This is a genomic window from Streptosporangium vulgare (assembly GCF_042428775.1).
GTDB lineage: Bacteria > Actinomycetota > Actinomycetes > Streptosporangiales > Streptosporangiaceae > Streptosporangium > Streptosporangium vulgare.
On record NZ_JBHMBS010000021.1, the window covers coordinates 110,440 to 124,466 of the forward strand.

Genomic DNA, 14,027 nt, shown 5'->3' on the forward strand with positions numbered 1-14,027 from the left:
CAGTGAAGGCAACCATAGGCGACAAGCTGATCGTTGAGGGCACCCACAGCGGCGATCCCCGGAAGATCGGATTCATCATCGAGTTGCGCCACGAGGACGGAAGCCCGCCCTACGTGGTCCGCTGGGAGGGCGACGAGCACGAGAGCCTCGTCTTTCCCGGTCCCGACGCCCACGTGATGCCGGGCGTACCGGGGTAGGCCCGGGGCACGTGCCGCGCCGCCCCCCGGCCTGCCGGGGTGGGGCCGGGGCACGTGCCGTATCGCCCCGCCGGCCTGTCGGGGCAGGTGGCGTATCGCCTTGCCGACTTGCCGGGGTGGGCCGGGGGGCGCCGCGCCGTCCCGCCGGCCTGCCGCCCCCGGGTGCCGGTGATTCCCGCCGTGCCGCGCGGGCTACGATCGCTGATGTGGAACAGCGCGAATTGGGAAGAACAGGCAGGCAGGTCGGCGTCGTCGGGCTCGGCGCGTGGCAGCTGGGGGCCGACTGGGGTGAGGTCGGCGAGGACGAGGCCCTGGCCACCCTCGACGCCGCGGTCGACGCCGGGGTCACCTTCGTCGACACCGCCGACGTGTACGGCGACGGGCGCAGCGAGCAGATCGTCTCGCGGCTGATCAAGGCCAGGCCGGGACTGACCGTGGCCACCAAGATGGGCCGCCGCGTCGCGCAGGAGCCGTCCGCCTACACCCTGGACAACTTCCGGGCGTGGACCGACCGCTCCCGCGCCAACCTCGGCGTCGAGACCCTCGACCTGGTGCAGCTGCACTGCCCGCCCACCCCGGTCTACGCGACGGACAGGGTCTTCGACGACCTCGACACCCTCGTCCAGGAGGGCCGTGTGGCCGCCTACGGGGTGAGCGTGGAGACCTGCGACGAGGCGCTGACCGCGATCGCCCGGCCGGGCGTGGCCACCGTGCAGATCATTCTCAACGCCTTCCGGCTCAAGCCGCTGGAGAAGGTGCTCCCGGCGGCGGCCGAGGCCGGGGTCGGCATCATCGCCCGCGTCCCGCTGGCCAGCGGCCTGCTGTCCGGCAAGTACGACGAGTCCACCGTCTTCGGCGCCGACGACCACCGCACCTACAACCGGCACGGCGAGTCCTTCGACGTCGGAGAGACCTTCTCCGGGGTCGACTTCGCCACCGGCCTGGAGGCGGTCCGCAGGCTGGCTCCGCTGGTGCCGCCGGAGGCCACCATGGCGCAGTTCGCGCTGCGCTGGATCATCGACCAGCCCGGCGTCTCCGTGGTCATCCCCGGCGCCCGCAATCCCGGGCAGGCCCGCGCCAACGCGGCCGCCGCCGCCCTGGACGCGCTCCCCGAGGCCACCCTCGCGGGCGTACGGGAGATCTACGACGAGCTGATCCGCCCGCAGGTCCACCAGCGCTGGTGACCCGGCAGCCGTTCCGGTGAGCCAGAACCGTCCGGAACGGCTGGAAGTAGCTCGAAGTGTCTTGAAGTAGCTCGAAGTGGCTGGGAGAAGGCCGGAACGGCCGGGAACGACAGGCCGGATCGGCTCAGGCGGGCCGACGGCCGCAGGGCTCCCCCTTCGGACAGGCCCCTTCGGACAGCCCAGGCTCCGCCCCTCCGGATAGGCGAGGCCGAGCCGCCTATGCGTCTCGGCCGCCTCGCGGGCGTGCCCGCCTGGTGGCCGCCGCCCGCGCTTCCGGCCCCGGCACGGGCCGGCGGTGACGGTATGAGGGGGTAGGGGATGGGGGCGCGGCCGTGAGCGTCGCGCCGTCGTCGTGCCGTCCGGGATCGCGGTGTTCCAGCCCGGCGTCCGCTTGAGCGCCGCCGGTCCCGCGCGGTCACCGGCGCGATCGGTCAACCGCGCCGCGTGACACTCTCGCGATCGTCATCCCGAACGGCTTCGCGCCCGTCGGTGAATGTTTCAGCACTGGTTTCACACGTTCCAGCAGGATAAACGCACACTTTAGTTTGTAGCATTGACAAACTTATTATGACTATTTACATTACGGAAACCGCTATCCCGTATCCGCGGGATTCGGGTCGAGGCCGGTCCTGAGACACCTCGCGACCGGGTTCGACGCCGCGACGCTTCACTACCCTGGCCTCGTTCGACCGCCGCCGCTCCGGCTCGCGGGACCATCGTCGCCGGGGTGCGCGACGCCCTGTGGCAGCTGATTCGCCGACCACGAGGAACCGCCCCGCAGAACTTCGAGGATGAGGATCGATGGACCCGCGCCCCACACTCCCCGGCCGTCGAGGACGGCCCACAGGCCGGTTGATCGGTCTTCCCGTCGTCGCGGCCCTGGTCACCGCGACCGCTTTGCTGGCGGTGGCCCTCCCGTCGCAGGCGGCCGCCGCGCCGGTCGCGGGGGGTGTGTACACCCTCGCGTCGGGCTCCAGTGGTAAGTGTGTCGATGTGGCCGGTGCCTCGGCCGACAACGGTGCCTTGCTGGTGCAGGTCGCCTGCGACGGTGGCGCGGCCGATCAGCGGTGGAAGGCCGTGGCCCAGGGGGGTGGGTTCAATCTCGTCAACGCCGGCAGCGGCCGGTGTGTCGACGTGCCCGGTTCATCGACCGTCTCGGGCACCCAGTTGCAGCAGTGGGGGTGCGGGGACGGCGCCAAGCCGCAGCAGCAGTGGACCTTCACCCCTTCCACGGCCGCTTCGGGCAAGTATCTGATCAAGAGTGTCGTCTCCGGGTTGTGCGTCTCCAACAAGGACGGCTCCACCGCGGGCAACAACCCGGTCGTCGAGGAGACCTGCTCCGACGTCGCCCGCATGCAGTGGACCCTCAACCAGATCTCCGGACCCACCCCGAGCCCGACGCCCACCGGCCGGGTCTGGCCGGAGAACGCGGACGGGTTCGCGTCCACCGGTGGCATGGGCGACGCCACGACGACCGGCGGCGCGGCCGGGGCCACCGTCACCGTCTCGACGTACGCCGACCTGGTGAGGTACGCCACCGCCGCCGCCCCCTACGTGATCAAGGTCAACGGCGCGATCACGGTCACCCCGTACGGCACCGAGATCAAGGTGGCCTCCAACAAGACGATCATCGGCGTCGGGGCCAGGGGGCACATCGTCAACGGCGGGTTCTTCCTCGGCGTGGGCGTGCACAACGTGATCATCCGCAACCTGACGATCCGCGACACCCGGATGGCGTCCGACGACCCCGACGACAAGGACTTCGACTACGACGGCATCCAGATGGACACCGCGCACCACATCTGGATCGACCACAACACGATCACGCGGATGAACGACGGTCTCATCGACAGCCGTAAGGACACCAGCTATCTGACCGTCTCCTGGAACGTGCTGTCGGAGAACAACAAGTCCTTCGGTATCGGCTGGACCGAGAACGTGACCTCGCGCATGACGATCCACCACAACTGGATCCACCACACCAACCAGCGCAACCCCAGCACCGACAACGTCGCCTACGCCCACCTCTACAACAACCACCTGCAGAACATCACCGGCTACGGCAACTACGCGCGCGGCGCCACCAAGATGGTGATCGAGAACAGCTACTACGACACCGTCAAGGACCCGTACTACCCGGACCCCACCGCCCAGCTCCGTCAGAGCGGCAGCATCGTGGTCAACTCCACCGGCAACCGGACCACCGGCGGGTCGGCCTTCACCCCGGGCTCGTTCTACTCCTACACGCTCGACCCCGCCGAGCAGGTTCCCGCCCTGCTGCGCACCTACGCGGGACCACAGGCCAACATCGGTATGTGACCGGCGCCTCGGGCCGGCCGTGGGAGCGCAGGGCCGGCCCGAGCGCGTCACACCGAGCTTCACGCGCGAAACCACGACGGTTCCGCGATCGGTCATGCCCGGCTTCCCCACCCCCCAGGAAGGACGCGTCATGCGCCAGGGAGCACCCCCTCCACCCCGCGTACCGCGAATCGGCCTCGCCGGTGTGATCGCGGTCGTCCTCGCGGTGCCCGCCGTCGTCGCCGTCACGACCGGGCCCGGCATGGCCGCCGCCGCGCCGGTCGCGGGGGGTGTGTACACCCTCGCGTCGGGCTCCAGTGGTAAGTGTGTCGATGTGGCCGGTGCCTCGGCCGACAACGGTGCCTTGCTGGTGCAGGTCGCCTGCGACGGTGGCGCGGCCGATCAGCGGTGGAAGGCCGTGGCCCAGGGGGGTGGGTTCAATCTCGTCAACGCCGGCAGCGGCCGGTGTGTCGACGTGCCCGGTTCATCGACCGTCTCGGGCACCCAGTTGCAGCAGTGGGGGTGCGGGGACGGCGCCAAGCCGCAGCAGCAGTGGACCTTCACCCCTTCCACGGCCGCTTCGGGCAAGTATCTGATCAAGAGTGTCGTCTCCGGGTTGTGCGTCTCCGACAAGGACGGCTCCACCGCGGGCAACAACCCGGTCGTCGAGGAGACCTGCTCCGACGTCGCCCGCATGCAGTGGACCCTCAACCAGATCTCCGGACCCACCCCCACCCCCACCACGGGGACCCCGACGGTGGCCTCCGACGGCACCGGCCGCTACCGGACCGTGCAGGCCGCGATCGACGCGGTTCCCGCGAACAACGGCAGCCGGGTGGTCATCACGATCAAGCCGGGCACCTACCGGGAGATCGTCACCGTCAACAAGCCGTACGTGACCCTCCAGGGGCTGGGTTCCGCGCCGTCGAACACGCTCATCGTCAACAACCGGTCGGCGTACACCAGCGGCACCTCCGGCAGCTACACCGCCCTGATCTCGGCCCGCGACGTCACCGCCACCAACCTGACCTTCTCCAACGACCTCGACGAGAGCACCATCCCCAGCGGCCACCAGGCCGTCGCGCTCCGGCTGGACGGCGACCGCACCACCATGACGAACGTCCGCGTGCTCGGCGACCAGGACACGCTCCTGGTCAACGACTCGGCCCGCGCGTACGTCAAGGACTCCTACGTCGAGGGGACCGTCGACTTCGTCTTCGGCGGCGGCACCATCGTCTTCCACGGCTGCGACATCTACGAGAAGCGCAGCACCGGCGGCCCCATCACCGCGGCCAGCACCGCGGCGAACAAGACGTACGGCTACCTGTTCTACAGGTCGCGCATCACCGGGGCCGCCGGCAACAACACCTCGCTGGGACGGCCGTGGCGGCCCGACGCGCAGGTGCTGTACCGGGAGTCGACGCTGAGCGCGACGATCGCGACCGCGCAGCCCTGGACGAACATGTCGAGCAACACGTGGCAGAACGCCCGCTTCCTCGAATACCGCAACACCGGAGCCGGCGCGACCGTCAACTCCAACCGGCCGCAGCTGAGCGACTCCCAGGCCGCGAACTACACGCCGCAGAGGTACCTGGCCGGCTCGGACGGCTGGAACCCGGCCGGCTGACCGGCGAGCGCCTCTGGAGGCCGCCTCCTGGGCCCTGGCCGCAGTGATCGGGACGATGCGTGACGCGTTGACGACCCCGCCGGCCGACGTCCTGGCCGCCGCCCCGCAACGGACCGCCGTGCTGGAGGCGGCCGGGCTGGTGGAGCGGAACGGGGACGAGCTCATCCCGCACCCGTCGCTCCGCCTCGGCGAAGGCCCGACGGCTCGAAGCGCGGGGGAGGCGAAGCTGAGTTCGCTGCGCCAGGCCGTCGCCGCCGCGGCGCACGAGGGGAACGACATCGCGGGCCCTCCCCGGGGGATGGATCGTGGTGGGAACCAACCCGGCCTCCCCGGACCCCCTGCGGCAGGCGGTCGGCCGGTGGACCGCCGTCCGTAACGGCGGCAACGCCTACGACACGGACCGCATGGCCGAGGCCCTGGCGTCGTCGGGACTCCAGGAGATCCGGAGCTTCCCCACCGTTCCGGGAGGCCCGGTGCTCGTGGCCGCCCGCCGCCCGCTCGGCTGACCGGATCTTCCCCGGGCCTGCCCGTCATGGCCCGCCGTGCCGGACCGCCGTCCGAGTCGCTGTCCGGTACGCCGTTTCCGATGGACAGTGTCCGATATGCGCCGTTGTGGCTGGGAGTGCGGGTGGCGACCTAGTGTGGAGCCGTGCAGGGACTACTGCTGCGGCTGTCGGCGCTCGACTCCGACGCGGAGAGCGCCGTCCGCGTCATCGCCTACTTCGACGTGCTGGTGCGAAACCACGCCGGCGTCCCGGTGCTGCTCCAGGCCACCGCGCGCCTGGCGCAGTGCCCGGTCGGGCTCGTCGACGCGGTCACCGGCCGGCGGACCCGGGTCGTTCCCGGCGGGGTGCCCGAGCCGTGCGAGGAGCCTCCCGGCCCGGCGATCCACCGCCCGCTCGGCTCGGAGCTCGGCGCCGTGTGGATGGAACGGGAGGGGACGGCGCACGGCCTCGACGAGATCGTCCTGGAGCGCTTCGCGGTCGCGGCGGAGGTCACCCTGGAGCGGGCCGCCGCCCAGGCCCAGGCCGGAACCGACCCCGCCCTGGTGGAGCTGGTCCTGTCGGCCGACGCCGGTGAGGCCGAGCGGGCACGCGCCCTGCGGCTGCTCGGCTTCGCCCCCGCCGCCCCCCTCCGGGTGCTCGCCGTGCTCGCCGACGACGATCGGGAGGGCCGCGACGGGGCCGCCGTGGCCGCCCGGCTGCGGGTCGCCGACCGCCACGTCCGCGCCGCCCGGCTGGGTGACACCGTGGCGCTGCTGGTCGGCCCGTCGATCGACGGGCTCGGCGAGCCGCCCGGGATGCCCGGCACCTGGCGCGTCGGCGTCGGACCCGAGACGCGCGGAGCCGGGGCCGCCGAATCCTGGGCGGCGGCCCGCACCGCCCTGCGCTTCACCGGCCCGCACCCGGCGGACCGGGTGGTCGACTGGGCCGACCTCGGTGCCCTGGCCCTGTTCGCCACCCACGTGCCGGACGAGGAGATCGCCGCGCTGCCCGACGTGCGAGCCGTCGAGGAACTCGCCCGCCGGCCGTACGGCACCGAGGTGCTGGAGGCGGTGCGCGCGCTGTGCGCCGAGGGCACGGTCCGCAGGGCCGCCGTCGCCGTGCACCTGCACCACAGCTCGCTGGCCGCGCGCATCGCGCGGGCGGAGGCCGTTCTCGGCTTCTCCCTCGCCGACTCCGCGGGCCGGCTCAGGGCGCACCTGGCCATGCGGCTGGTACGTCTGCGTCCCGCCGTCGGCGAAACAGGGCCCGGCGCGGCGCGACCCCCCGTCCGGCGGCGGCCCGGCGGCTGATTTCCGCCTCGGGGATCGGCTCGTGGTGCCTGAGCCGGGGACGGGCCGGGGACGGGCCGGGGAGGAGCCGGGGAAGAAGGGGGCGGGGAAAGGAGCCGGGAAGGGGACGGCGAAAGGGGCGGTCCGTCGTGACTCCGGGAGTCGGGAAAGCGAGGCGGCGGGGTGGGCGAAATGCGGGAAAGGGCCGCCGGGATTTTCGGTCCTGAAACAACTCTCCTTACCGGTTCTTCCGGGCTTCCCGATATTCCGGCTCCCCGGTGACGTGACTCGCCGAGGTCATGCCCGTTAAGTGAAATATAGGAAGTGCCCTTAAAGGGCCTTTTATCGTTTCATACGCTTTTGTGTAGTTCGGGAACCGGTCACCGGGCCGGGGCCGCTCAGGCGCGCGCCTCGCGCAGCCGCCTCTCGGCCGCCGTGCGCTGCGTCGCGGACTCCTCCTGCTCCAGCCGCTCCCGCGCGTACAGGCGCAGCCAGTCGGCGATCAGATAGACCGGAGCGGGCCGCGACTCCGCGGTGACCACGTGGGCCTCGACGAGCTTGTCGGCGACGCCCGCGGCGAGCCGCGCGTCGGAGCCGAGCAGTGCCGCCAGGTCGTCGACGGTGAACTCGCCGGTCGGCAGCGCGCCCAGGCGCCTCAGCGAGGTCCACAGGTCAGGCCCGAGGTCGCGCTCGTAGGTGGCCGCGCACGCGCGCATCGACAGGTCGTCCACCGACAGCGCGTCCAGCAGCGAGTGCTCGTCGGCGAGGTGGCCGGCGAACAGGGGGAGCAGGACGTGCGGGGAGGCGGCCAGCCGCGCTCCGGCGATGCGGACGGCGAGGGGCAGGTTGCCGCAGATGCCGACCACGCGCAGGGCCGCCGCCGGGTCCGCGTCGACGCGCTCCGCGCCGGCGGTCCGCCGCAGCAGCTCGACGCCCTCCCCGGAGGTGAAGCCCTTCAGCGCCACGTGGTGCGCCGACTCCAGGGCGCTCAGCCGCCTCCTGCCGGTGATCAGCACCCCGTTGTCGCCGGTGCCGGGCAGCAGGGGTCGTATCTGCGCCGTGCTCGACGCCTCGTCGAGGATGAGCAGGATGCTGCGCTCCGCGAGCCAGGCCCGGCAGGCGGCGACCCGCTCGCCGGCCCGGCGCGGCGGGTCGCCGTCGAAGCCGCACAGGCGCAGGATCTCGGCCAGCACGTCGGGAACCGAGCGCTCCCGGCCGCCCGCCGTGCGCAGCCGTACGAAGAGCTGGCCGTCGGGGAAGCGCTCGCGGAGCAGGTGGGCGGCGTGCACCGCCAGTGCCGTCTTGCCCGTTCCCGCCGGACCGGAGATCACCACCGGAGGGCTGGGCCGGCGGGCGCGGAAGACGTCGAGGATGTCCTGGACGGTCTCGTGGCGGCCGGTGAAGTCGGCCAGGTCGCGGGGGAGCTGGCTGAGGTGGGCGACCACCTCCTGGCTGTTGCCGGCCGGGGAGTGCGACCTGAGCACGGCCGCGCCGCGCCGCCGGCCGTCGAACAGCGTGGCGCCGGGGTGCTGCGGGCCGCCGGAGGAGGGGCCGTCCAGGGACGGGGCGCCCGCGAGGATCGCCCGGTAGAGCCGTTCGAGGACCGGGCTGGGCTGCAGCCCGAGATCCCGGGCCAGCGTCTGGCGCATGTCCTCGTACTGTGCCAGGGCCTCCGACTGCCGCCCGCAGCGGAACAACGCGATCATCTGCGTGCTGCGCAGCCGCTCCCTGAGGGGATGGCCGCGGACGTTCTCCTCCAGGGAGTCGATGATGTGGGCATGGTGCCCGAGGATGAGCTCCGCCTCCGCCCAGTCCTCGTAGACCGACATGCGCTCGCTGCGCAGCCGCGAGAGCTCGCCGCTGATCAGCGGCACCTGCGCCATGTCGGGCAGGGGGTCGCCCCGCCAGAGTTTCAGCGCCTCGTGCAGCAGGTTCGCCGCCTTGGTGATCTCGCGGTCGCGCAGGTGCTGGCGGCCCCTGCGGGCCAGGGTCTCGTAGTCCAGGATGTCGAGGTGCTGCGGGCCGAGCCGCAGCTGGTAGCCGGGGGGACGGTAGGTCAGCCGGTCGCGGTTGGCCGTCCCGAGCACGTTCTTGCGCAGCGCGGACACGTAGACCTGGACGTTCTTCAGGGCGGTCCGGGGCGGCTCCTCGCTCCACGCCGCCGTGCTGAGCTGGTCCACCGGCACGATCCTGTTGGCGTGGCAGAGCAGCAGGGACAGGAGCACGCGTTGCTTGAAGGGCCCGAGCGGAACCAGGCCGCCGTTGCGGCGGGCCTCGAGAGGGCCGAGCACGGCGAAGGTGGTTTCTCCCGCCTCTGCCTCCTCGCGCACTGCGATTGCACCCACGGGGGAATTCTCCATTGACTGGTCAGGCGATTCGTGAAGGCTAACCCGGGCATGTGAGGAGGGCTCACAGAAACGTCATGATATATGCGCTTTAGTATTAGTAAATGGGTGAATCCTGCCTGAATTGGTCAGCTCTGGTTGTCAACCAGGAGTTCGTGAAGCGAGCCGATCAGGCGCAGTCCCGCCTGGCGCCTTCCCGCGCTCCCACCCGCCAGCGCGGAGACGATGGACACGAGGTCGCCGAACTCGGCCCCGGTGCCGTCCAGGACCCGCCGGGCGTAGCGGTTGCGCTGCACGATCCGCAGTGCCGCCGACGCCTGCGAGGCGAAGAGCGTCAGCAGCGCCAGCTCGTCGATGCTCGCCCGCGCCTGCGGGTGGGGATCCAGGACCTCCAGCACCCCCAGCGCCTCGTCGTCGTGGATGAGCGGCACCGCCATGAGCCCGCCCGGCACGTACGCGGTCGACTCGGCGATGTCGCGGGCGAACACGGTGCTCGCCGAGAGGTCGTCGACGATCAGCGCGTCCCTGGCGTTCAGCACCCACCCGGCGATGCCCCGCGTGGCGGGGAAGCGCCGCCCGACGAGCACCTGCTCGCCCTCGCCGGAGACCGCCTCGAAGACGAGGTCCCCGTGCTCCTCGTTCACCAGGAAGATCGAGCTGGCCTTGGCGCCGAAGATGACACGCGCCGTGTCGACGATCGACTGGAGCAGGAGCCGGTGTTCCCTCTCCGAGCCGGCGACCGCGGCGGAGATGGCCGCGACCATCTCACCGTTCCCTGTCATCGGGCCTCCTCACGTTCTGAGCGGTCAGGTACATGACGTTCTTCACCTGGAAGGGGGTGAGCCCGGGGTGCTTGCTCAGGATCAGCGCGCACCGGGCCGCGACATGGGGGGTCGCGAAGCTGTTCCCGGTGCACCGGGTACGCCCGCCGCCGGGCCAGGCCACCTCCACGTCGGATCCGTGGGCGAAGAACTCCACGGGCGGACGGGGGTTGTAGAGGATCAGGCCGGGATCGTCCCCGGCGTGGCTGCCCACGGAGATCACCGACGAGAACCGCCAGGGGAAGCTCTCCACCGGCAGGTTGTGCGCGGACGCCACGAGCACCGTCCGCCGGAAGTAGGCCAGGTCGCCGAGCTCGCGCAGCGGCTCGGCCAGGTGTCTCCTGTTGGTCGACAGGCTCAGGCTCACCACGTCGAACTCCTGCTCGATGGCCCAGCGGAGCCCGGTGACGAGGGCGTCGCCCGTGCCCGAGAAGCCCGCTCCCAGCACCTGGACGCTGTGCAGCTCGCATTCGGGCGCGATCGAGCGGATGATCCCGGCGCACGCCGTCCCGTGCCCGCAGCTGTCGGCGCCGGCGCTCTCCCGCACGACGGCCTTGCCGTCCGGGCCCGTCACCACGGCGTGGGTCGCGTGCACCGGGGCGAGCATCGGGTGGTCGCGGTCGACCCCGCTGTCCACGACGCAGACCCGCACGCCGCGTCCGGTGGCGCCCTGCCAGGCCCACTCCGGGGTGACGGCGGCGTTGCCCGCGGCGGACATGGTGATGTCGTCCTCGGCGCCGAGCCGCCAGGTGAGGTCCGGGTTGGTGGTCATCGCCGCACCGCCGCCGCCCACCCCTTGCCGACCAGGTGCCCCTTGGCCGCGAACTCGGCCGCCGCGCCGCGCGCCGCCGCCCCGCTCTCCTCGTCCGCCCCCAGGAGGGCGAGGCCGCGGGCGTTGCCGAGCAGCACGGCGGCGCGGCAGGCGGGGGAGTCGGTGCCGCCGGCCTCCCGCAGGGCCAGGTCCATGAGCTCGCGGGAGGAGTCCTCGGCCCCCCGGGCGGCGAGCACCTCGGCCCGGATCGCGTGCAGCTCGGCCGTGTTCATCGGCGCGTCCACCGGTGAGCCCTCCAGAGCCGTGCCCGCCCACCGCTCGGCCCCGGCCAGGTCCCCCCGGCGCAGCAGCGTGCCCGCCAGGTCGCGCGAGGCGGTGACCAGGAGCTGGGCGTCGCCGAGCGCCTCGGCCCTGGCGCACGCCCGCAGCAGCAGCTCCTCGGCGACGTCCCAGCGCCCGGCCAGCGACTCGACGGCCGCGGAGAAGATCGGCACGAACGCGTCGGCGTAGGCGTGCCGGAGGTCGGCGAAGGACTGCTCGGCCGCCGCGAGGGTGGCCCTGGCCTCGTCGAACTTGCCCCGCGTGGCCAGCAGGACCGCCAGCGGGCAGCGGACGACGGCGCGTACGGTCCCGCGGTCCCTGCCGTGCGCGGCCAGCAGGCCGCGGCACTGGGAGATGGCGACGGGGGCCGGCTCGGGGCCGAGCCAGAGGGAGGCGGCCATGTTGCCCAGGATCGTCGCGCGTTCCAGTTCGGCGTCGGACCGCACGGCGTGCCCCAGGGCGCGCTGCAGCATCCCCCTCGTCTCGGCGAACCTGCCGCGCCCCTGGGCCTCCTGGGCGACCAGGGTCCAGGCCCTGGCCAGCCCCAGCTCGTCGCCGGCCACCTCGAAGACCGGGATGGCCCGGCGCGCGACCTCGAAGGAGCCCGCGGGATCGAAGTGGCTCAGGTAGAGCGAGGCGTGTGCGGCCACCAGCGCGTCCGCGTCGCCCGTCGCGCGTTCCAGCACCTCGGTGAGCAGCAGCCGCCCCCGCTCGACGTCGCCCAGGGTGATCGCGGTCTCCGCGACGCGCCCGCTCACCTGCAGCCAGCCGGGATGGGCCGGGCCCAGCAGCTCCGCCCCCCTGCTGAGCAGCTTCTCCGCCCTGGACAGGTCGCTCCTGCGCAGCGCGAGCGTGCCCGCCCCGGACAGCCGGGCCGCGGCCTCGCCGCGCAACCGCACGGTGTGCTCGTCGGGGGGACCCAGGTCGGCGCGGTGCCGGTAGGCCTGCTCCAGGTGGGTGCCGACGGCCTCGTCCCCGCCCTCTCCCGCGGCCAGCCAGCCGGCGAACCGCTCGTGCAACTCGGCCCGCCGGCGCTTGGCCATGCCGCCGTACACGACCTCCTGGATGAGGCCGCTGGCGAACCGGAACGTCGCCTCCGTACGGTGCTCGACGAAGGACTTGCGCCCGAGCTCCTCCAGCAGGTCGCCCGGCTCGCCGGTTCCCGAGACGGCCCGCAACTCCTCGACGCTGAACTCCCTGCCGACCACGGTGGCGCACTCCAGCATCGCCCTGGCGTCGGGCCCGAGCCGCTCGACGCGGGCCGCGATGAGCGCGTGCACGGTCAGCGGCAGGCCGTGCGGCTCCCCGCCGTCGCCGAGCATGGCCACGAGCTGCTCCAGGTACAGGGGGTTGCCCTCGGCGCGCTCGGCGATCCGCTCCAGCAGGGCGCCGTCGTGCGCCGTCACCTCGGCGAGCTCGGAGACCAGGAGCCGGGAGTCGTCCGGCCCGAGGCGGGGCAGCGCCAGCCGGGAGGCGGGCTGCCAGCCCGGCAGGCGGTCGAACAGGTCGGAGCGGGCCACGCACAGCACCATCACCGGCGCGTCGCGCAACTCCTCCGCGAGCTCGCCGAGCATGTCGAAGACCGGCCCGCCCGCCCACTGCACGTCGTCCAGCACGATCAGCACGTACGTGGAGCGCCCGAGGCTCTCCAGGACGCTGCGCAGGGCCCAGGAGGTCTCCTGCTGGGAGGGGTTGGGCGTGCCGTCCTTCAGGAGGCCGTCGCGCAGCACGGCCAGCGCCTCCGGATCGGGCGTGCCCACCGTCACCAGCTCGCGCACCGCGTCGGCCACCCCGAGCAGCGTTCCCCCCGCCCCGTACGGGCGGCAGCGGCCGGAGCCGACGAGGACGCCCCGCCGCCCCGCGCGCTCCGCCCACAGCCGCGCCAGCCGGGTCTTTCCCACCCCGGCCTCGCCGTGCAGCGTCACGATGCGGCAGTGGCGCCGGCTGATGATCCCGTCCAGGGTGCGGTCCAGCTCGTGCAGCGACTCCCGCCTGTCGACGAACGGGATGTCGAACCGCCGGATCACCGCCGGGTCGTCGGAGCGCATCGAGTCCAGCCGCCAGGCGGTGACCGGATGCCGCTTGCCGCGCAGTTCCAGGGGCCCGACCGCGACGCCCACCGCGGAGGGGCCGACCAGGCGCCACGTCTCGGGCCCGAGCAGGATCTCCCCCGGCCCGGCGAGCTGCTGGAGCCGGGCGGCGGCGTTCACCGCCTCGCCCGCGACGAGCGCCTGGTCGCCGTGGGCGTGGCCCGAGGTGACGACCTCGCCGGTGTTGACGCCGATGCGGGCCCTGAGCCGGATCCCCAGGTCGCGTTCGAGGTCGTCGTTGAGGCGTTCGAGCGCCGCCCGCATGTCCACCGCCGCGCGGGCGGCGCGCAGCGCGTCGTCCTCGTGCAGCTCAGGGACGCCGAAGACGGCCATGACGGCGTCGCCGATGAACTTCTCCACGGTGCCGCCGTGCCAGGCGAGCTGGTCGCGCATGAGGGTGAAGTAGCGGATCAGGACCGCGCGGAGCGACTCGGGGTCGAGGCGCTCGCTCAGCGCGGTGGACTCGGCCAGGTCGCAGAAGACCACCGTGACGATCTTGCGCACCTCCACCGCCACCGGCGCGGCGAGACGGGTGCCGCACGACGGGCAGAACCGGGGCCGCCCCGGTGTCTCGGCCAGGCAGGAAGGGCATCGCATG

The 14,027-nt window shown here is 72.6% G+C and carries 10 protein-coding genes; 6 read left to right on the plus strand and 4 right to left on the minus strand.

Annotated elements, in window-relative coordinates:
* The first annotated feature begins 2 nt into the window (after positions 1-2).
* The 6 genes from ACFFRH_RS32640 to ACFFRH_RS32665 all read left to right on the plus strand — a co-directional run bounded on the left by ACFFRH_RS32640 (position 3) and on the right by ACFFRH_RS32665 (position 7,101).
* Complete coding sequence (locus ACFFRH_RS32640; RefSeq protein WP_344744095.1) at positions 3-197, plus strand: DUF1918 domain-containing protein; 195 nt, start codon at positions 3-5, stop codon at positions 195-197.
* 206 nt (positions 198-403) lie between these two features.
* Positions 404-1,381, plus strand: a complete 978-nt coding sequence (locus ACFFRH_RS32645) for an aldo/keto reductase (protein WP_344744096.1) — start codon at positions 404-406, stop codon at positions 1,379-1,381.
* Positions 1,382-2,233: 852 nt separating this feature from the next.
* Positions 2,234-3,700, plus strand: a complete 1,467-nt coding sequence (locus ACFFRH_RS32650; RefSeq protein ID WP_386161251.1) for an RICIN domain-containing protein — start codon at positions 2,234-2,236, stop codon at positions 3,698-3,700.
* A 130-nt stretch (positions 3,701-3,830) separates the two neighbouring features.
* Positions 3,831-5,306, plus strand: coding sequence for a pectinesterase family protein (locus ACFFRH_RS32655; RefSeq protein WP_344744099.1), 1,476 nt, complete (start codon positions 3,831-3,833; stop codon positions 5,304-5,306).
* Between the two features lie 305 nt (positions 5,307-5,611).
* Positions 5,612-5,812: a hypothetical protein gene (locus ACFFRH_RS32660; RefSeq protein ID WP_344744101.1), complete on the plus strand. Its 201-nt coding sequence runs from the start codon at positions 5,612-5,614 to the stop codon at positions 5,810-5,812.
* Between the two features lie 143 nt (positions 5,813-5,955).
* A complete protein-coding gene (locus ACFFRH_RS32665) occupies positions 5,956-7,101 on the plus strand; it encodes a helix-turn-helix domain-containing protein (RefSeq protein WP_386161253.1) in 1,146 nt (381 codons plus the stop codon).
* 377 nt (positions 7,102-7,478) lie between these two features.
* Here ACFFRH_RS32665 and ACFFRH_RS32670 read toward each other — a convergent pair whose 3' ends face one another.
* The 4 genes from ACFFRH_RS32670 to ACFFRH_RS32685 form a co-directional block, all read right to left on the minus strand.
* Positions 7,479-9,425, minus strand: a complete 1,947-nt coding sequence (locus tag ACFFRH_RS32670) for an AfsR/SARP family transcriptional regulator (protein WP_344744104.1) — start codon at positions 9,423-9,425, stop codon at positions 7,479-7,481.
* Positions 9,426-9,553: 128 nt separating this feature from the next.
* On the minus strand, positions 9,554-10,207 hold the full coding sequence (locus tag ACFFRH_RS32675) for a GAF domain-containing protein (protein WP_344744106.1): 654 nt from the start codon (positions 10,205-10,207) through the stop codon (positions 9,554-9,556).
* Positions 10,191-11,018 (minus strand): S8 family peptidase, encoded by an 828-nt coding sequence (locus ACFFRH_RS32680; protein WP_386161255.1) that lies wholly within the window; start codon positions 11,016-11,018, stop codon positions 10,191-10,193. Before ACFFRH_RS32680 ends, ACFFRH_RS32675 begins: the two co-directional genes overlap by 17 nt.
* A complete protein-coding gene (locus ACFFRH_RS32685) occupies positions 11,015-14,026 on the minus strand; it encodes an adenylate/guanylate cyclase domain-containing protein (RefSeq protein WP_386161257.1) in 3,012 nt (1,003 codons plus the stop codon). The genes ACFFRH_RS32680 and ACFFRH_RS32685 overlap by 4 nt, the downstream gene beginning before the upstream one ends.
* Position 14,027: the final 1 nt, after the last annotated feature.

Excerpts from the sequence above, each read along its gene's own strand:
- ACFFRH_RS32655 (WP_344744099.1), top strand. The coding sequence starts at position 3,831 with ATGCGCCAGGGAGCACCCCCTCCACCCCGCGTACCGCGAATCGGCCTC.
- ACFFRH_RS32675 (WP_344744106.1), bottom strand. The coding sequence starts at position 10,207 with ATGACAGGGAACGGTGAGATGGTCGCGGCCATCTCCGCCGCGGTCGCC.
- ACFFRH_RS32680 (WP_386161255.1), bottom strand. The coding sequence starts at position 11,018 with ATGACCACCAACCCGGACCTCACCTGGCGGCTCGGCGCCGAGGACGAC.
- ACFFRH_RS32685 (WP_386161257.1), bottom strand. The coding sequence starts at position 14,026 with ATGCGATGCCCTTCCTGCCTGGCCGAGACACCGGGGCGGCCCCGGTTC.